This window comes from Stutzerimonas stutzeri, assembly GCF_002890915.1.
GTDB classification, from domain to species: Bacteria; Pseudomonadota; Gammaproteobacteria; order Pseudomonadales; family Pseudomonadaceae; genus Stutzerimonas; species Stutzerimonas stutzeri_AF.
In genome coordinates this window covers 33084-49981 of record NZ_POUT01000014.1, presented here as the reverse complement: position 1 = coordinate 49981, position 16898 = coordinate 33084, and the positions used below count along the sequence as shown (strand labels likewise).

Below are 16898 nucleotides of genomic sequence, written 5' to 3'. Positions count from 1 at the left end.
GGAATTCCTCACAATCTGATCGACAGGCCATCGGCCAGGGACTGCCGGTAGGCGCGCCAGGCCGGCACGCCGCCGATCAGCAGTCCGGCCAGCAGTATGCCTGCGAGCAGCGACCATTCGTAGCGGCTCGGCCAGGCCAGCGGCAGATAGAGCCCGTACTGGGCCTGCAGCGGCGCCTGGGCGACGGCGATGGCGGCATAGAGCAGCAGCAACCCGCACAGCACGCCCGCCAGCGCCAGGCTGAAGGCCTCGGCCACCAGCAGGCCGGCGATGTGCCAGGGCCGGGCGCCCACCGAGCGCAGGATGGCCATTTCCCGGCGGCGCTCGTTGAGGCTGGTCAGGATCGCCGTCAGCATGCCGATCAGGCCGGTCAACACGACGAACAGCGAGACCACGAACAGCGCCTTCTCCGCCGTGCCCATCAGGCTCCAGAGTTCCTGCAGGGCGACGCCGGGCAGGATGGCCAGCAGCGGTTCGCCGCGGTACTGGTTGATCTCGCGTTGCAGGGCGAAGGTGGCCACCTTGCTGTTGAGCCCCAGCAGGAAGGCGGTGATCTGCTCGGGCTGCAGATCCATCCGGCGCGCCTGCTCGGCATCGATGCGCGCCGTACCGCGGGCCGGCATGCCGTTCTGCCAGTCGACGTGCAGCGCTTCCATGCCGGCGAGGCTGATGTGCAGGGTGCGGTCGACCGGCGTGCCGGTGGGGTGCAGCACGCCGACCACGCGGAACGGCTTGTCGTCGTGCTGGACCAGGCTGACCCGGGCGACGCCGTGGGCCAGCACGATCTCGTCGCCCAGCCGGTAGGCCAGCGCCCGGGCCACTTCCGCGCCGAGCACCACCTCGAACGGGTCGCTGGCGAAGGCGCGGCCTTCGGCCAGCTGCAGCGGCTGTTTGCGTCCGTAGCGGTAGTGCTCGAAGTAGGCACCGCTGGTGCCCATCACCCGGTAGCCGCGGTGCGAATCGCCCAGCGATATCGGGATCGCCCAGCTGACCCGTGGGTGTTCGGCGAAGTGCCGGTAGCTGTCCCAGCGGATGTTGTTGGTGGCGTTGCCGATGCGGAACACTGAATACAGCAGCAGGTTCACCGAGCCGGAGCGGGCGCCGACCACCAGGTCGGTGCCGCTGATGGTGCTGGCGAAGCTGGCGCGGGTTTCGTTGCGCACCCGCTCGACGGCGAGCAGCAGGCACACCGACAGGGCGATGGCGAAGATCGTCAGCAGCGCGGTGAAACGGCGGTTGTTCAGGCTCGCCAGGGCCAGGCGCAGGAGATACATCGGCTAAATCTCCGGTGTGCGGGCGGCGCGGTTGAGCTCGCCCAGCGCCAGGCTGCGGTCGAACAGCGGCGCCAGGCTCTGGTCGTGGCTGACGAACAGCAGGCTGGCCCCTGCCGCGCGGCATTCGGCGAACAGCAACTGCAGGAAGGCCTCGCGGCTGTCGGCATCCAGCGCCGAGGTCGGTTCGTCGGCGATGACCAGTTCCGGCTGGCCGATCAGCGCGCGGGCGGCGGCGACGCGCTGCTGCTGGCCGATGGACAGCGCTTCGGCGCGGCGTTCGAACAACTCGCGCGCCAGCCCGAGGTGTTCGAGCAGGCTGGCTGCAGCCCCGGCCACGCTGCCGTGACGCTGGCGCGCCCGCTCGGCGCGCAGGCGCGAGAAGTGGCAGGGCAGGCAGGCGTTCTCGCGCACCGTGAGAAACGGCAGCAGGTTGAACTGCTGGAAGATGTAGCCGGTATGGTCGACGCGGAAGCGGTCGCGCGCACCGGCCGACAGACTGCCCAGGTCCTGGCCGAGCAGCCGGACACTGCCGCGGCCGGCCTTCTGCACGCCGCCGATCAGGCCGAGCAGGGTGGTCTTGCCGCTGCCCGAGGGGCCCTTGAGGAACAGGCTTTCGCCGCGCTCCAGGCGGAACGCCGGGATGTCCAGCAGCTCGGCCTGGCGGGGCCAGGCGAAGCCGAGGTTTTCGATTGCGAGCAGAGGGGCCGTCATCGGGTCCTGTCTTTGAAGGTCGGTGGATCAGAACGGCAGTTGCGAACGCTCCGGCGTGAGTTCCGCGCCCTGCTGGCCGTTCGGGCCGATCAGTTGTACCTGAATCTTCTCGGTTCCGGGAAAGCTTTCGAACAAGCCGCGCAGTTCCAGGGCCTGCAGTGCGCCGGGGTTGCTGCAGCTGAACTGGTAATAGGCCTCGATATCGCTGTGCCCGGTGTGCTGCAGTGTGGCCGCCTCGTCATGGTCATGGTCATGGTCGTGGTCGTGCCGGTCCTGGCGCTGGTAGCCGGCATGGCTGGTGCCGAGCAGCTCGCCCTCGAATCGCTGTTCGCTCACCGTGCAATCCGCCGCGGGCGGCAGGCCGAACAGCCCGTGTGGCTGCTCCAGCTGTGCGCGGGCGTGGGCGATCCGGGCCTCGTCCGCGTCGTTGGCGGGCGCATGCTCGAAACCGAGCAGGTTGATCGCCGGGCTGTCGAACTCCAGTTCCAGGCGGTCGCCGTCCAGCGCGGCATTGAGGCGGGCCGCGCCGTGTTCGTGGGCGCCCAGGCTCAAGGCCTGTTCATGGTCGTGGTGGTGGTGATCCTCGTGTGCTTGGCTATAGCTCAGCGGCAGCAGGATCACGGGCAAGGCGAGCAGCAGGTGGCGCATGGTCGGCTCCGGTTCGAAGAAGTGGTTACGTTATAACAACTTTCATGCGCGACTGGCCAGCCCACGGCTGCCATGTGAGCATGAGCGCATACATTCGGGAGGAAGCAGCATGATTCGCATCCATGGCCGCATCGGCGATTGGCCGGTCGATCTGACTATCGAACTGGATGAGCAGGACTGGGAGCGCCTGGCGCAGGTGCCCGGTCTCGTGCTCGAAGCGGGAGGGCGGAACGGCGAGGGCGTCACGCAGCCCGCCGAGGCGCTATGGCACAGTGCGCGCGAATGCCTGCGCCGCGCCGGCAAGCTGGATGGCCCGCAGCTGCTGGCCGAGCTCGAGGCGCTTACCGGCAGCATGCAGACGGCCAAGCGTCTGCTGGTGCGGCTGCGTCATTGCGATCAGGTGCGGGTCGAGAGCGGGCCGGACATGGCCTGCTACCACTGGATCGGGGACGACTGACGGGGCCGCGGCGGATCCTGGCCGAGCGGCCCGCCGGCTTTTTTAGTAGATCGCCTGGTACAGCTTGCGGCGATAGCCGGTCACCAGTGGATGGTCGTTGCCCAGCAGATCGAACACCTGCAGCAAGGTCTTGTGCGGCAATCCTTCGGCATAGCCACGGTTGCGCACGAACAGCTTCAGCAGCCCGTCCAGTGCGGCTTCGTACTGCTGCCGCGCCAGTTGCTGGATCGCCAGCTGATAGGCGGCTTCGTCGTCTTCGGCGTTCTGTGCCAGGCGGCTTTTCAGCGTAGCGACCTCCGGCAGGTCGTTGGCCTGGCGCAGGAAGGTCAGTTGCGCCCGGGCGCCGGCCAGGGCCTGCTTGTGCGCGTCGCCTTTCACGGCATCGAGTACGGCCTCGGCCTCGCCCAGCTCGCCACGTTCGGCCAGGCAGCGGGCATAGAGGATCAGCCCCGCGCCGTTCTCGTTGTCCTCGGCCAGCAGTTGCTGCAGCTGGGCTTCGGCCTCGGCGAAGCGGCCTTCGGCGAACAGCGCCTGGGCATTCTCCAGCAGATCGCCTTCCACCGTGGCCGGCGCCTGCACGTGGGGTTCGAGCATGGCACGGATGGCCGACTCCGGCTGCGCGCCGGCGAAACCGTCCACCGGCTGGCCATCCTTGAACAGAACCACGGTCGGCAGGCTGCGGATGCCGAAGCGGGCGACGATGTCCTGCTCGATGTCGCAGTTGACCTTGGCCAGCAGCAGCTCGCCCTGGTACTCCTCGGCGATCTTCGCCAGCAGGGGCATCAGCGCCTTGCACGGGGCGCACCATTCGGCCCAGAAGTCGACCAGTACCGGCTTGTGGAAGGAGTTCTCGAGCACCAGTTGCTCGAAGCTGCTGGTGGTGGCGTCGAAGATATAGGGCGTCTGGCTCATCGGGATTCTCGTGGGCGCGTATGACTGAAAGCTGAGCATGGTATGTGGGGGCAGTCGAGACGGGAAGCAAGGGCTCGCGCGACGGTCGCTATTGGTCTATCGTTGCGCCCGCCTCGGCGCAGCGGCGCTCTTGCCGCTGCGCCGAGGCGCAACCTTTTTCCTAGACCGGTGCGGCGTTTGCAGTCGCGCGTCATAAGGAGCTTCGCAATGTCCCTTCTCTCCGTTTTCCGGGAGCGCTACCTCGTGCGCTTCTGGTCGCCCCTGCCGGCGCTCGTCGCCCTGGGCGTCGCCTCCGCGTATTACTTCGCCATCACCGGGACCTTCTGGGCCGTCACCGGCGAGTTCACCCGCTGGGGTGGCCATGTCATCGCCTGGTTCGGCTATCGTCCCGAGGAGTGGAGCTACTTCAAGCTGATCGGCCTGGCCGGCACGCCGCTCGATCGCATCGATGGCGTGATGATCATCGGCATGCTGCTCGGCGCGCTGTGCACGGCGCTCTGGGCCAACAACGTCAGCCTGCGCTGGCCGACCAGCAAGCGCCGCCTGCTGCAGGGCCTGCTCGGCGGGATCGTCGCCGGCTTCGGCGCGCGCCTGGCGATGGGCTGCAACCTGGCGGCGTTCTTCACCGGCATCCCGATGTTCTCGCTGCATGCCTGGGCGTTCATGCTGGCGACCGTCGGCGGTGCCTGGATCGGCGTGAAGATCTGCCTGCTGCCGTGGCTGCGCACGCCGCTGAAGGTGGGCAACCAGGCCAGTTCGCTGTTCGCCGATGCCGAAGGCACGCGCCGCCGCGCCAGCGTCCAGGCACGGCTCGGCACGGCGCTCGCGGTGCTCGCCATCGCCTTCGCCGCCTGGCGTTTCGACACGTCGCTGGTGCTGGGCATGGCGGTGCTGTTCGGCCTGCTGTTCGGCGGGTTGATCGAGCGCGCGCAGATCTGCTTCACCAGCGCCGCGCGTGACCTGTGGACCACCGGCCGCACCCGGGCGGCCTACGGCATCCTGCTCGGCATGGCCGTGGCCTGCGTCGGCACCTTCGGCGCGATCGCCCTGGGCGCCAGCCCGAAGATCTTCTGGATGGGGCCGAACGCGATCCTCGGCGGCCTGCTGTTCGGCATCGGCATCGTCGTCGCCGGCGGCTGCGAGACCGGCTGGATGTACCGCGCCATGGAGGGGCAGGTGCACTTCTGGGTGGTCGGCATCGGCAATGTCATCGGCGGCACGCTGGTGGCGATCTACTGGGATGCACTGGGCACGTCGCTGGCGCTGCCCTATCCGAAGGTCAACCTGCTGGAACGCTTCGGCCCGGCCAGCGGGCTGCTGCTGACCTTCGCCGGCCTGGCCGTGGCCATGCTGCTGGTCCATCTCAATGCGCGTCGTTTCCAACCGAAAAGGAGCCCTGACCGTGAGCCAGGCCAAACCGAATCTCTCGCTTGATCTGCGTGGCGAGCACTGCCCGTACAATGCCATCGCTACCCTGGAAACCCTGGCGACGATGCGGCCCGGGCAGTTGCTGGAAGTGGTGACCGACTGCTCGCAGTCGGTGCACGGCATCCCGGAAGACGCCAGGGCCAAGGGCTATAACTGCCTGGCCGTGGAGCAGCACGGTTCGCTGTTCCGCTTCCTGATCGAAGTCCCGGCCTGACGGCCTCAGCTGGCCGCCAGCAGCGGCCAGCGCCCCTGTTCCAGATAGCGCACACCGTCCGGGGTGTTCTGCGATTGGTAGAGCACGAAATGCTCGGCCCGCCAGCCAAAGGTGGGCGCCGGGCCGTGTGGCCGGCCGCGGGCCTGGCGGGTCAGGGTCAGGTGCGGCAGGAAGGGCCGGCTGTCGAGCACCACGCCGAGGGCGGCGAGCCGTTCGTTCAGCGCCGCGACGAGATACTCGAGCGCCAGCGGCGTCGCGCTCGGCTGCAGGCAGACGAAGCCCTTGCCGAGGGTGGCCAGCCGGTCCAGGTTCAGCTGGAATGCCGGCGCCTGCACCGTGGCGCCCAGTTCGAGCAGTGCCTGCAGGTGGTCGACGGGCTGCGCGCCGAGAAAGGCCAGGGTCAGGTGCAGGTTGGCGCGGGGCACCGGCCGGCCCTCCAGCTCGCGTTCGTCGCGCCAGGCGCAGATGGCCGCGGCCTGCTCGACGGGGCAGGGCAGGGCGAAGAACAGCCGCAGGGTTGGTTCGCTCATCGCATCCTCCACTGCCTATCGTGCGGCGTGGTAGAGGCTGACCCGGCGAAACTCCGCGGGTTCGGCCAGGTCCGGCCAGGTGCAGGCGTCCAGCACATCCAGCCGACGATACCGCGGGTGGGCGAAGTCGCGCACCCGCGAGTCGGCCACCAGCGCCTCGCGCCCGCGGCCGAGGAAGTGGTCCAGCAGCGGCAGGTTGGCGCGGTCGTAGAGCACGTCGGCGACGATGATCAGGTCGTAGCGGTCCTCTTCGCCGAAGAAGTCCGCCGAATAACGCAGCTCGACGCCATTGAGCGCGGCGTTCGCCCGGCAGGCCGCCAGCGCCAGCGGGTCCAGATCGCAGGCCACCACCTCGGCGGCGCCGGCCCGGGCGGCGGCGATCGCGGCGACGCCGGAACCGGCGCCGAAATCCAGCACGCGCTTGCCGCGCACCCACTCCGGCCGCTCGGCCAGCCAGCGCGCCAGCACCAGGCCGCTGGCCCAGCAGAAGCTCCAGTAGGGCGGCTCTTCGAGAATCCGCCGGGTTTCCTCGGGGCTGAAGGCACGATCCATGTTCGCCGCATCGATCAGCCACAGGCGCAGGTCGCTGCCCGGCAGCGCTTCGGCCACCAGCCGCGCATCGCCCAGCAAGCCGTTCAGCGCCGCCTGCAGCTGTGCGGGCGGCGTCACGGCGCGGGGACCAGTTGCAGCGGCCCCAGGGCCTGGCTGGCGGGGCTGGCGATGGTGCGCGGCGGCAGGCGCATGATCAGCTGGCCGTCGCGGGTGACCCGGCCGCGCAACTCGACCCGCTGGTCGGTCGGGAAGACGTCGGGGTTGAATTGCAGGATGAATGGCAGTTCCGAGCCCCGGCCCTGCAGCCGCACGTTGCTCAGCAGGCGGTCGGGCTGGTCGCGGCGGTCGACCTCGAGCAGCGCCAGTTCGACCTCGCTGCCGGCCGGCGCGCCGAGCAGGCTGCCGCTCAGTTCGTTGAGCAGCTTCGAATGCGGCGCGTCGCTCAATTCGACGGCGGGTGCCGGCGGTTCGGCGGGTGGGCTGCTGCAGCCTGCGAGCACGGCCAGCAGGGCGAGCGGAAGGGCGGGGCGTAGCGGCACGGAGAGCTCCTGGCGACGGCGAATGCGGGCCTGTATAGCAGCAAAGCCGCCGCCTTGTCTTGCCGGGTGGATGCGCTACCATGGCCGTCCCGACGTACGACCGATTCCAGCTCATGCATTGTCCCTTCTGCGGTGCCCACGACACCAAGGTCATCGATTCCCGCCTGGTCGCCGAGGGCGATCAGGTCCGCCGTCGCCGCGAGTGCCTGGCCTGCGGTGAGCGTTTCACCACCTTCGAGACCGCCGAGCTGGTGATGCCGCGGCTGATCAAGCAGGACGGCAGCCGCCAGCCGTTCGACGAGCAGAAACTGCGCGCCGGCATGCAGCGCGCGCTGGAGAAACGCCCGGTCAGCGTCGAGCGCCTGGAAGCGGCCATCGCCCATATCAAGCACCAGCTGCGCGCCACCGGCGAGCGCGAGATCAAGTCGCGGGTGCTCGGCGAACTGGTGATGGCCGAGCTGCAGAAGCTCGACGAGGTCGCCTATATCCGCTTCGCCTCGGTGTACCGCCGCTTCCAGGACCTCAACGAGTTCCGCGAGGAAATCGAACGGTTGTCCCGCGAGCCCGTGAAGAACGAATGAACGCCGCCGATCACGCCTGGATGGCCCGCGCCCTGCAACTGGCACGCAAGGGCCTGTATTCGACGCACCCCAACCCGCGGGTCGGCTGCGTCATCGTCGCCGATGGCGAGCGGGTCGGCGAAGGCTGGCACGTGCGCGCCGGCGAGCCGCATGCCGAGGTCCATGCGCTGCGCCAGGCCGGCGAACGTGCGCGTGGCGCCACCGCCTACGTCACCCTCGAACCCTGCAGCCACCACGGGCGCACGCCGCCCTGCGCCGAGGCCCTGGTCAAGGCCGGCGTCGCCCGTGTGGTGGCGGCGATGCAGGACCCCAATCCGCAGGTCGCCGGGCGCGGGCTGGCGTTGTTGCGCAGCGCCGGCATCGAGGTCGCCAGCGGCGTGCTGGAGGTCGAGGCGCGCGAACTCAATGCGGGCTTCATCAAGCGCATGGAAAGCGGCCTGCCGTTCGTTCGCGCCAAGCTGGCAATGAGCCTCGATGGCCGCACCGCGATGGCCAGCGGCGAGAGCCAGTGGATCACCGGGCCGGCGGCACGTGCCGAGGTACAGCGCCTGCGCGCCCGTTCCAGCGCGGTGCTGACCGGCGCCGATACCGTGCTGATGGATGCCGCGCGGCTGACCGTGCGCGGTGCCGAGCTGGGGCTGGACGCGCAAAGCACCGCGCTGGCGTTGCAGCGACCGCCGCTGCGGGTGCTGGTCGACGGGCGCCTGCGCGTGCCGCTGGATGCGCCGTTTTTCCAGGCCGGTGCGGCGCTGGTGGCCACTGCCGCCGATGGGCGCGAGGAGGCCTACCGCGGTGCCGGCCATGAGCTGCTGGCGCTGGGCCGGGAGCGTGTCGACCTCGCCGCGCTGTTGCGCGAGCTGGCCGCGCGCGGCGCCAACGAGGTGCTGGTCGAGGCCGGGCCGCGGCTGGTCGGCGCCTTCGCCAGCCTCGGGCTGATCGACGAATACCGGATCTTCGTCGCCGCCAAATTCCTCGGTTCGTCCGCACGGCCGCTGCTGGAGCTGCCGCTGGAGCGCATGAACGAGGCGCGCGAGCTGAAGATCGTCGATATCCGCGCGGTGGGCGAGGACTGGATGATTGTGGCGCAGCCGCGAGGCTAGGGGCTGTTGCCGATCGCGCTAAGTGCTCCTGCTCGTATCTGAAGCGTTGGCCGCCAGCACCTATACGAGCTGCAGCACCCTGCCCCCCTTTAGTAGGAGCAGGCCATGCCTGCGAACAGAGTCCACACATCGGTACGGTTGCTTTTTCGCGGGCATGAACTCGGCGTCCCCGCCCGTCCTACGGTTATCAACGCTACGTACAAAACTGAAACGTCAACAGACCCTAGCCTGCTGTGGCGTCATCGGCCGGCGCGCAGTGCGTCATCATGCATCGCCCCGGCAAATGTGATAAAACGCCACACGGCCACAGGCGTGGCCGCAACGTTCTCAGGGCGGGGCGCAATTCCCCACCGGCGGTAATGGCCACAGGCCTAGCCCGCGAGCGCTTGCTTCGGCAAGGTCAGCAGACCCGGTGCGATTCCGGGGCCGACGGTATAGTCCGGATGAGAGAGAGCGGGATATTCCGATGGGCGCCGTTCGTGCGCCCGTCATGCATCCCCATCGATCTGTCGTGCCCTGTTTTTCACAAACAGGAGTTCGTCGTATGTACCGCTGCAACAGCCTTCCACGGGAGGCCGCATGTTCACAGGAATAATCGAAGCCATCGGCACCATCCGGGCGCTCACGCCCAAGGGCGGCGACGTCCGCGTGCTGGTCGAGACCGGCAAGCTGGACCTGGCCGACGTCAAGCTGGGCGACAGCATCGCCGTCAACGGTGTCTGCCTGACCGCCGTCGAGCTGCCCGGCAACGGCTTCTGGGCCGATGTCAGCCGCGAGACCCTGGCGCGCACCGCCTTCATCGATCTCAAGGCCGGCAGCCGGGTCAACCTGGAAAAGGCCCTGACGCCCAGCAGCCGTCTCGGCGGTCATCTGGTCAGCGGCCACGTCGACGGTGTCGGCGAGGTCGTGGCGCGGGAAGATAACGCCCGCGCCGTGCAGTTCCGCATCCGCGCGCCGCGCGAGCTGGCCCGCTACATCGCGCTCAAGGGCTCGATCACCGTCGATGGCACCAGCCTCACCGTCAATGCGGTCAATGGCGCCGAATTCGAGCTGACCATCGTCCCGCATACCCTCGGCGAAACCATCATGGCCGACTACCGCCCCGGGCGGCAGGTGAACCTGGAGGTCGACCTGCTGGCGCGCTACCTGGAGCGCCTGATGCTGGGCGACAAGGCCGCCGAACCCAAGGCCTCGGGCCTGACGGAAAGCTTTCTGGCCGAACACGGCTACCTGAACAAGTGAAGGATCGGCCCCATGGCTCTGAATACCGCTGAAGAACTGATCGAAGACATCCGCGCCGGCAAGATGGTCATCCTCATGGATGACGAGGACCGCGAGAACGAGGGCGACATCATCATCGCCTCCGAATGCGTCACCGCCGAGCACATCAACTTCATGGCGCGCTTCGCCCGTGGCCTGATCTGCATGCCCATGAGCCGCGAGCGCTGCGAGCTGCTCAAGCTGCCGCTGATGGCGCCGCGCAACGGCTCGGGTTTCGGCACCAAGTTCACCGTCTCCATCGAGGCCGCCGAAGGCGTGACCACCGGCATCTCCGCCGCCGACCGCGCGCGTACCGTGCAGGCGGCCGTGGCCAAGCATGCCCAGGCCGAGGACATCGTCAGCCCCGGCCACATCTTCCCGCTGATGGCCCAGCCGGGCGGCGTGCTGGCCCGCGCCGGGCATACCGAGGCGGCCTGCGACCTGGCGCGCATGGCCGGCTTCGAGCCCAGCGGCGTGATCTGCGAGATCATGAACGACGACGGCACCATGGCGCGCCGGCCGGAGCTGGAGCTGTTCGCCGAGCAGCACGGGCTGAAGATCGGCACCATCGCCGACCTGATCCACTACCGGATGATCCACGAACGCACCGTCGAGCGTGTTTCCGAGCAGCCGCTGGAAACCGAGCTCGGGCAGTTCAACCTGGTCACCTATCGCGACGGCGTGGAAGATACCGTGCACATGGCGCTGACCCGCGGCGAGATCTCACCGGAGGAGCCGACCCTGGTGCGCGTGCACAACATGGAGCCGCTGCGCGACCTGCTGCTGGTCACCGTGCCCGGGCGCTGGAGCCTGCGTGCGGCGATGGGCGAGGTGGCCAAGGCCGGCAAGGGCGTGGTGCTGCTGCTCGGCAACCCGCTGACCGGGCCGCAGCTGCTGAGCCAGCTCAACCGCCAGCAGCCGCCGACGCCGGCCACCTACAGCACCGTCGGCGCCGGTTCGCAGATCCTGCGCGACCTCGGCGTGCGCAAGATGCGCCTGATGAGCTCGCCGATGAAGTTCAACGCGATATCCGGCTTCGATCTGGAAGTTGTAGAATACCTGCCCGCCGAGTAACGGCTGCCGCGCTACTGCGCTTGGACATACTGCGTTGAAAACAGGCGAGGCTTGCTCATTTACCTCGGTAAACTCCGCCGCCTCACCTGCTTGATTCGCTGCGCTCACCCTTCGGGCCAGCCTTTGGCTGTTACTCCCGTTGGTCGTTGCGCCTTGTCTGTCCGGCGCTCGCTACGCGCTGCTCCGCAGGGCTGCCAATTTTGCCTACAAGCTCTTTAACGCTATACGAGATTTGTTTCCATGCCCCTGAAGACCATCGAAGGAACCTTCATCGCCCCGCAGGGCAAGTACGCCCTGGTCGTAGGCCGCTTCAACAGCTTCGTCGTCGAGAGCCTGGTCAGCGGCGCAGTCGATGCGCTGGTGCGCCACGGCGTCAGCGAGAGCGACATCACCATCATCCGCGCCCCGGGCGCCTTCGAAATCCCGCTGGTGGCGCAAAAGGTCGCCCAGCAGGGTGAATACGACGCCATCGTCGCCCTCGGCGCGGTGATTCGTGGTGGCACGCCGCACTTCGAATACGTCGCCGGCGAATGCACCAAGGGCCTGGCCCAGGTGTCCATGGAGTTCGGCGTGCCGGTCGCCTTCGGCGTGCTGACCGTCGATTCCATCGAACAGGCCATCGAGCGCTCCGGCACCAAGGCCGGCAACAAGGGCGCCGAGGCCGCACTCTCCGCCCTGGAAATGGTGAGCCTGCTTTCGCAGCTGGAGGCCAAGTGAGCCTGAATCGCGACGACAGCCAGGACGCCCCGCAGCCCAAGGCCAAGGGCAAGATCGCTACGCGCCGGGTGGCGCGCAGCCTGGCGATGCAGGCGCTGTACCAGTGGCACATGGCTGGGCAGAGCCTCAACGAGATCGAAGCGCAGTTCCGCGTCGACAACGATTTCGATGGGGTCGACGGTGCCTACTTCCACGAGCTGCTCAATGGGGTCGCACGCAAGAAGAGCGAGGTCGACCAGGCCATCGCGCCGAACCTCGACCGCCCGCTGGAGGAACTCGATCCGGTGGAACTGGCGATCCTGCGCCTGTCCACCTACGAGCTGATGCAGCGCATCGACGTGCCCTATCGCGTGGTCATCAACGAAGGCATCGAGCTGGCCAAGGTCTATGGCGCCACCGACGGGCACAAGTTCGTCAACGGCGTGCTGGACAAGCTGGCGCCGTCGCTGCGCAGCGCCGAAGTGCGCAACCACAAGCGCTGAGGCCGGCTCGCCTTGCTGGGTGAGTTCGAACTGATCCGCCACTACTTCGCCGCCGCCGCTTGTGCCAGGGCCGGCGGCGAAGTCGTACTCGGCATCGGCGACGATTGCGCCCTGCTGGAGATTCCCGCCGGCGAGCAGCTGGCGGTTTCCACCGACACCCTGGTCGCCGGGGTGCATTTCCCCGAGCCCTGCGATCCTCATCTGCTCGGCCAGCGGGCGCTGGCCGTCGCGGCCAGCGATCTCGCCGGCATGGGCGCCACGCCCATCGGCTTCACCCTCGCATTGACACTGCCCGCTGCCAATCCGCTCTGGCTGGCCGAGTTCGCCCGTGGGCTGGACGCCATGGCGCTCGATTGCAGCCTGCGCCTGATCGGTGGCGACACCACCCGTGGTCCGCTGTGCCTGACCGTCACCGTGTTCGGCCGGCTGCCGGCCGGGCAGGCGCTGACTCGCGCTGGTGCGCAGGTCGGCGATCTGCTGTGTGTCGGCGGCGTGCTCGGCGAGGCGGCCGGAGCATTGCCGCTGGTGCTGCATCAGGCCGAGGCCGAGGCGGATGTGGCCGAACATCTGCTGGCCCGCTACTGGTCGCCGCAACCGCAACTGGCCCTGGGCGAAGCGCTGCGCGGCAAGGCCACGGCGGCGCTGGACATCTCCGACGGGCTGCTGGCCGACTGCGGGCATATCGCCAGGGCCTCGGGCGTCGCGCTGCGGATCGAGCGCGAACGCGTGCCACTGTCCGAACCGCTGCGCCGTTTCGCCGGCGATAACGAAGCGCTGCGTTGCGCGCTGGCTGGCGGCGACGACTATGTGCTGGCCTTCACCCTGCCACCCGCCGAGCTGCCGGCGCTGCAACTGGGCGGCTGGCCGTTGCACGTCATCGGGCGGGTGGTCGCCGGGCAGGGGGTGCAGTTGCTCGATACCGAGGGCGAGGAAATCGCCGTGTCCGCGCGTGGCTACAACCATTTCGAGGCCTGAGTCGGGGCGATCCCGGCCACATCATAAGGAAGGCGTTTTGAGCGAGATTCCGCAGGCGACCACCGCGCAGGTGCGCCCCGCCGTCTGGAACAATCCCTGGCACAACCTGGCCTTCGGCTTCGGTTCCGGGCTGATGCCCAAGGCGCCGGGTACCTGGGGGTCGCTGGTGGCCCTGCCGTTCGTACCGATGTGGCAGCTGTTGCCCGGCTGGGGCTACCTGCTGATGCTCGGCATGACGATGCTGTTCGGTATCTGGCTGTGCGGCAAGGTCGCCCGCGATCTCGGCGTGCACGACCACGAGGGCATCGTCTGGGACGAGTTCGTCGGTATCTGGATCACCTGCTGGCTGGTGCCGGAAGGCTGGTACTGGCTGCTGCTCGGGTTCGTCGTGTTCCGTGTCATGGACATCGCCAAGCCCTGGCCGATCAGCTGGGTGGACCGCAACGTCCACGGTGGCCTGGGCATCATGCTCGACGATATCCTCGCCGGCCTCGCCGCCTGGGCGGTGATGCAGGGAGTGGTGGCGCTGCTGGTTTAGACGCGATTGTGCGGCTGGTCGCTGCAGCGATCACGTGGCTGATGGATGATTCCAAGAATCTGTTACCGTTTCGCCACGAGCCACGTTGCCGCGTCAAATGGTGCCGGCCCCCGCGCCAAGCCGAGGAATGACCCATGCGTAGTATCGAAATCCTGTTCGCCGGCCTGCTGTCGCTGTCGCTGTCGCCGGCGATCGTCCAGGCGGCCTCCATGGTGCAGGTGGTCGGCCTGTTTCCCGGTGCGGCGGTGCTCAACGTCGACGGCCAGCGCAAACTGGTCCGGGCAGGGCAGACCGGCCCCGGCGGCGTCGAGGTGATCAGCGCCGATGCCTCTGGCGCGCTGCTGCGGGTCGACGGCATCGAGCGTCGCTACGACCTCAGCCGCGAATACAGCGGTGCTTACGCCGCGCCGATCAAGACGCAGCTGAGCGTCGCCAAGGGTACGGGCGGGCACTACTGGATCGCCGGCTCCATCAATGGCCAGTCGGTGCAGTTTCTCGTCGATACCGGCGCCACCTCGGTGGCGATCAACGAGAACCAGGCGCGGCGGCTGGGCATCGACTATCGTGTCAGCGGCCGGCCGATGGTGGTGAGTACCGCCAGTGGCACGGCGAAGGCCTGGCGCGTGCACCTGAACAGCGTCAAGGTCGGCACGATCGACGTGCTGGGCGTGGAAGCGGTGGTGGTCGAGGGCAACTCGCCGACCGAAGCGCTGTTGGGCATGAGCTTTCTCGGCCGGGTCAGCTGGCGCGAGGAGCAGGGCGTGCTGCTGCTGGAGTCGAAGCTGTAAAAAGCAGCTTCAAGCTGCAGGCGGCAAGAAAAGCTGCAGAATATTCGGCCATGCCCGCGAAGATTTTGCGCGCTGGCTATTCGCGGCATGGCCCGCTCCTACAGGGGATACGTCCATTCGCTACCAACAGCTAACCCAGCTATGAAGGTGCGCGGCTGGGCTTTAGGCCACGCTGAGCGCTATGGGTGGGCTGAAGCCCACCCTTGTGCTGATTCGCTTGCAGCTTGCAGCTTTTAGTTAGTGTTACAATATCCGCTTTTCTGCCTGCTGGGGTTTCTCCCGTGTCTGTCGTGTTCGTCGCTGCCTCCAAACTGCCGACGCCGTTCGGTGTGTTCACCATGCATGGTTTTCTCGATCAGGAAACGGGTAAGGAGCATGTCGCGCTGACGCTCGGCGACGTGGCCGATGGCGCGCCGGTGCTGGGGCGGCTGCATTCCGAGTGCCTGACCGGCGACGCGCTGTTCAGCCTGCGCTGCGACTGCGGCTTCCAGCTGGAGGCGGCGCTGCGGGCGATCGCCGAGGAAGGCCGCGGCGTCCTGCTCTACCTGCGCCAGGAAGGCCGCGGCATCGGCCTGCTGAACAAGATTCGCGCCTACGAGCTGCAGGATGGTGGCGCCGACACCGTCGAGGCCAACGAGCGCCTGGGCTTCGCCCCCGATATGCGCGACTACGGCATCTGCCTGCCGATGCTCGAACACCTGGGCATCGCCGAGATCAAGCTGATGACCAACAACCCGCGCAAGGTCAAGGCTTTGCAGGGCTTCGGCATCCGCGTCGCCGAGCGCAAGCCGCTGCAGATCGCGCACAACCCGCACAACCGCAAGTACCTCGCCACCAAGGCCGGCAAGCTGGGCCACATGCTCGGCGAGATCCATCAGGGCGAAGCCAAGCAGTCGTGAACCGCGTCGCCGCCCGCCGCCAGCTTGCCCGCGACGGCTGGCTGCATACCGTGTCGATGGTGCTGCCGGTGCTGGTTCTCGGCCGGGTCGCGGCCCCGCTGGCCGAGTGGGGGCTGGCGCTGTTCGCCGCCGGACTCGTCTCGCTGTTCTTCAGCCTGCCGGCCTTCACCGCCTTCAAGCATGCGCTGATCGCCGCCGAACAGGCTCTGGACGGCAGTGCCGAACCCAGTGCCTGGGCGCAACTGCGCCGCGTTCGCCGCCGCGCCCTGCTGGTCGCCTCGCTACCGGCCTGGTTCGCCGCCGCTGGTACGCTGGCGGGCATGGAGCCGGTGGCGCAATTGCTGCTGGTGTTCGGCAGCCTTGCGCTGCTGGTGCTCTACCGCATTCCGCGGCAGCTGCACTGATGCGCGGCTTGCTGCTCGCCGCGCTGTTGCTGGCGGTGCTGCCCGCACCAGCGGCGCAACGGGTGGTGAGCCTGGCGCCCTCGCTCAGTGAAATCATGCTCGAACTGGATGCCGCGGATCGGCTGGTCGGCGTGCTGGATGGCGGCGAGCGGCCCGCAGCACTGGCGCAGGTGCCCTCGGTGGGGCGCTACGGCCAGGTGGAAATGGAAACCCTGCTCAGCCTGCGTCCCGATCTGGTCCTGCTCTGGCCGGACAGCGTGCCGCGCAGCCAGCGCGAACAGCTGCAGCAGTTCGGCATTCCCGTGCTGGTGGTGGCGCAAACTCGCCTCGACGGGCTGGCCGAACAGTTCAGGGTGATCGGCCAGGCGGTCGGCCGCACAGAGCAGGGTGAGCGCCTGGCCGAGCGGTTTCGCTTAGGGCTCGCCGAGCTGCGCACAAGCTACGCCCGTGAGCGCCCGCTGCGGGTGTTCTACCAGATCTGGAATCGCCCGCTGTATACCCTCGGCGGCCGGCAGATCATCAGCGAGGCCATCGAAGTCTGTGGTGGGCAGAATGTTTTCGCCGATCTGTCCCTGGCGGCGCCGCAGGTGAGCATCGAAGCGGTGCTCGCCCGTGACCCGGAAGTCATCCTGGCCGGCAGCGGCGCACAGCTGGACGAGTGGCAGGCCTGGCCGCAGCTCGATGCCGTGCGCAACGGACGGTTGCTGGAAGTGCCCGACAAGGGGCTGGAGCGGCCGAGCTTCCAGATGCTGGGGGCGATCGGGAAGCTCTGCGAGGTGATGGTGCGGGCGGCGCCTTGAAGGCGTGCCCGCTTG

22 protein-coding genes and 1 riboswitch are annotated in these 16898 nt (G+C 68.1%); of the genes, 15 read left to right on the top strand and 7 right to left on the bottom strand.

Features of this window, described 5'->3' with window-relative positions:
* Positions 1-8: 8 nt before the first annotated feature.
* From CXK94_RS19325 to CXK94_RS19315, 3 genes are read right to left on the bottom strand one after another with little or no spacing between them, the layout of a single operon-like run.
* Positions 9-1274 (bottom strand): ABC transporter permease, encoded by a 1266-nt coding sequence (locus tag CXK94_RS19325; protein WP_102895527.1) that lies wholly within the window; start codon positions 1272-1274, stop codon positions 9-11.
* A gap of 3 nt (positions 1275-1277) precedes the next feature.
* Complete coding sequence (locus CXK94_RS19320; protein WP_102895526.1) at positions 1278-1985, bottom strand: ABC transporter ATP-binding protein; 708 nt, start codon at positions 1983-1985, stop codon at positions 1278-1280.
* 27 nt (positions 1986-2012) lie between these two features.
* Complete coding sequence (locus CXK94_RS19315; protein ID WP_102895525.1) at positions 2013-2633, bottom strand: DUF2796 domain-containing protein; 621 nt, start codon at positions 2631-2633, stop codon at positions 2013-2015.
* Positions 2634-2742: 109 nt separating this feature from the next.
* Between CXK94_RS19315 and CXK94_RS19310 the strand changes: the two genes are divergently transcribed.
* A complete protein-coding gene (locus CXK94_RS19310; RefSeq protein WP_102895524.1) occupies positions 2743-3090 on the top strand; it encodes a hypothetical protein in 348 nt (115 codons plus the stop codon).
* 42 nt (positions 3091-3132) lie between these two features.
* Here the strand turns inward: CXK94_RS19310 and trxA are convergent, their stop codons facing one another.
* Entirely contained in the window at positions 3133-4002 is an 870-nt protein-coding gene (gene trxA / locus CXK94_RS19305; protein WP_102895523.1) for a thioredoxin, read from the bottom strand.
* A 207-nt stretch (positions 4003-4209) separates the two neighbouring features.
* Here trxA and yedE point away from each other — a divergent pair, with 207 nt between their 5' ends.
* Both yedE and yedF read left to right on the top strand, forming a co-directional pair.
* Positions 4210-5436: a selenium metabolism membrane protein YedE/FdhT gene (gene yedE, locus CXK94_RS19300; protein ID WP_037044298.1), complete on the top strand. Its 1227-nt coding sequence runs from the start codon at positions 4210-4212 to the stop codon at positions 5434-5436.
* The gene (yedF, locus tag CXK94_RS19295; RefSeq protein WP_102895522.1) at positions 5405-5644 is read left to right on the top strand and encodes a sulfurtransferase-like selenium metabolism protein YedF; all 240 of its coding nucleotides are present in this window, start codon (positions 5405-5407) and stop codon (positions 5642-5644) included. Before yedE ends, yedF begins: the two co-directional genes overlap by 32 nt.
* Positions 5645-5649: 5 nt before the next feature.
* Here yedF and thpR read toward each other — a convergent pair whose 3' ends face one another.
* From thpR to CXK94_RS19280, 3 genes are read right to left on the bottom strand one after another with little or no spacing between them, the layout of a single operon-like run.
* Positions 5650-6174, bottom strand: a complete 525-nt coding sequence (gene thpR / locus CXK94_RS19290; RefSeq protein ID WP_102895521.1) for an RNA 2',3'-cyclic phosphodiesterase — start codon at positions 6172-6174, stop codon at positions 5650-5652.
* A gap of 15 nt (positions 6175-6189) precedes the next feature.
* Entirely contained in the window at positions 6190-6843 is a 654-nt protein-coding gene (locus CXK94_RS19285) for a class I SAM-dependent methyltransferase (protein ID WP_102895520.1), read from the bottom strand.
* Positions 6840-7265 (bottom strand): YbaY family lipoprotein, encoded by a 426-nt coding sequence (locus CXK94_RS19280; protein ID WP_102895519.1) that lies wholly within the window; start codon positions 7263-7265, stop codon positions 6840-6842. Before CXK94_RS19280 ends, CXK94_RS19285 begins: the two co-directional genes overlap by 4 nt.
* A gap of 113 nt (positions 7266-7378) precedes the next feature.
* On the opposite strand from CXK94_RS19280, the gene nrdR reads away from it, so the two are divergent.
* The 12 genes from nrdR to CXK94_RS19220 all read left to right on the top strand — a co-directional run bounded on the left by nrdR (position 7379) and on the right by CXK94_RS19220 (position 16883).
* Positions 7379-7846: a transcriptional regulator NrdR gene (gene nrdR, locus CXK94_RS19275; RefSeq protein ID WP_102895557.1), complete on the top strand. Its 468-nt coding sequence runs from the start codon at positions 7379-7381 to the stop codon at positions 7844-7846.
* A complete protein-coding gene (gene ribD / locus CXK94_RS19270) occupies positions 7843-8946 on the top strand; it encodes a bifunctional diaminohydroxyphosphoribosylaminopyrimidine deaminase/5-amino-6-(5-phosphoribosylamino)uracil reductase RibD (protein WP_102895518.1) in 1104 nt (367 codons plus the stop codon). The genes nrdR and ribD overlap by 4 nt, the downstream gene beginning before the upstream one ends.
* Before the next feature lie 319 nt (positions 8947-9265).
* A riboswitch (FMN riboswitch) is annotated at positions 9266-9405 on the top strand.
* A 120-nt stretch (positions 9406-9525) separates the two neighbouring features.
* Positions 9526-10188, top strand: coding sequence for a riboflavin synthase (locus CXK94_RS19265; protein ID WP_102895517.1), 663 nt, complete (start codon positions 9526-9528; stop codon positions 10186-10188).
* A 12-nt stretch (positions 10189-10200) separates the two neighbouring features.
* The gene (ribBA, locus tag CXK94_RS19260; RefSeq protein WP_102895516.1) at positions 10201-11280 is read left to right on the top strand and encodes a bifunctional 3,4-dihydroxy-2-butanone-4-phosphate synthase/GTP cyclohydrolase II; all 1080 of its coding nucleotides are present in this window, start codon (positions 10201-10203) and stop codon (positions 11278-11280) included.
* A gap of 240 nt (positions 11281-11520) precedes the next feature.
* Complete coding sequence (gene ribE, locus CXK94_RS19255) at positions 11521-11997, top strand: 6,7-dimethyl-8-ribityllumazine synthase (protein ID WP_037039572.1); 477 nt, start codon at positions 11521-11523, stop codon at positions 11995-11997.
* Complete coding sequence (gene nusB, locus CXK94_RS19250) at positions 11994-12479, top strand: transcription antitermination factor NusB (RefSeq protein WP_037039574.1); 486 nt, start codon at positions 11994-11996, stop codon at positions 12477-12479. Before ribE ends, nusB begins: the two co-directional genes overlap by 4 nt.
* A 12-nt stretch (positions 12480-12491) precedes the next feature.
* Entirely contained in the window at positions 12492-13454 is a 963-nt protein-coding gene (thiL, locus tag CXK94_RS19245) for a thiamine-phosphate kinase (RefSeq protein WP_102895515.1), read from the top strand.
* A gap of 37 nt (positions 13455-13491) precedes the next feature.
* Positions 13492-13992, top strand: a complete 501-nt coding sequence (locus tag CXK94_RS19240; protein ID WP_037039576.1) for a phosphatidylglycerophosphatase A family protein — start codon at positions 13492-13494, stop codon at positions 13990-13992.
* A 134-nt stretch (positions 13993-14126) separates the two neighbouring features.
* The gene (locus tag CXK94_RS19235) at positions 14127-14780 is read left to right on the top strand and encodes a retropepsin-like aspartic protease family protein (RefSeq protein ID WP_102895514.1); all 654 of its coding nucleotides are present in this window, start codon (positions 14127-14129) and stop codon (positions 14778-14780) included.
* A 281-nt stretch (positions 14781-15061) separates the two neighbouring features.
* Complete coding sequence (ribA, locus tag CXK94_RS19230) at positions 15062-15679, top strand: GTP cyclohydrolase II (RefSeq protein ID WP_102895513.1); 618 nt, start codon at positions 15062-15064, stop codon at positions 15677-15679.
* On the top strand, positions 15676-16083 hold the full coding sequence (locus CXK94_RS19225; RefSeq protein WP_037039579.1) for a hypothetical protein: 408 nt from the start codon (positions 15676-15678) through the stop codon (positions 16081-16083). The genes ribA and CXK94_RS19225 overlap by 4 nt, the downstream gene beginning before the upstream one ends.
* Complete coding sequence (locus tag CXK94_RS19220) at positions 16083-16883, top strand: cobalamin-binding protein (RefSeq protein ID WP_102895512.1); 801 nt, start codon at positions 16083-16085, stop codon at positions 16881-16883. The genes CXK94_RS19225 and CXK94_RS19220 overlap by 1 nt, the downstream gene beginning before the upstream one ends.
* Positions 16884-16898 lie beyond the last annotated feature (15 nt).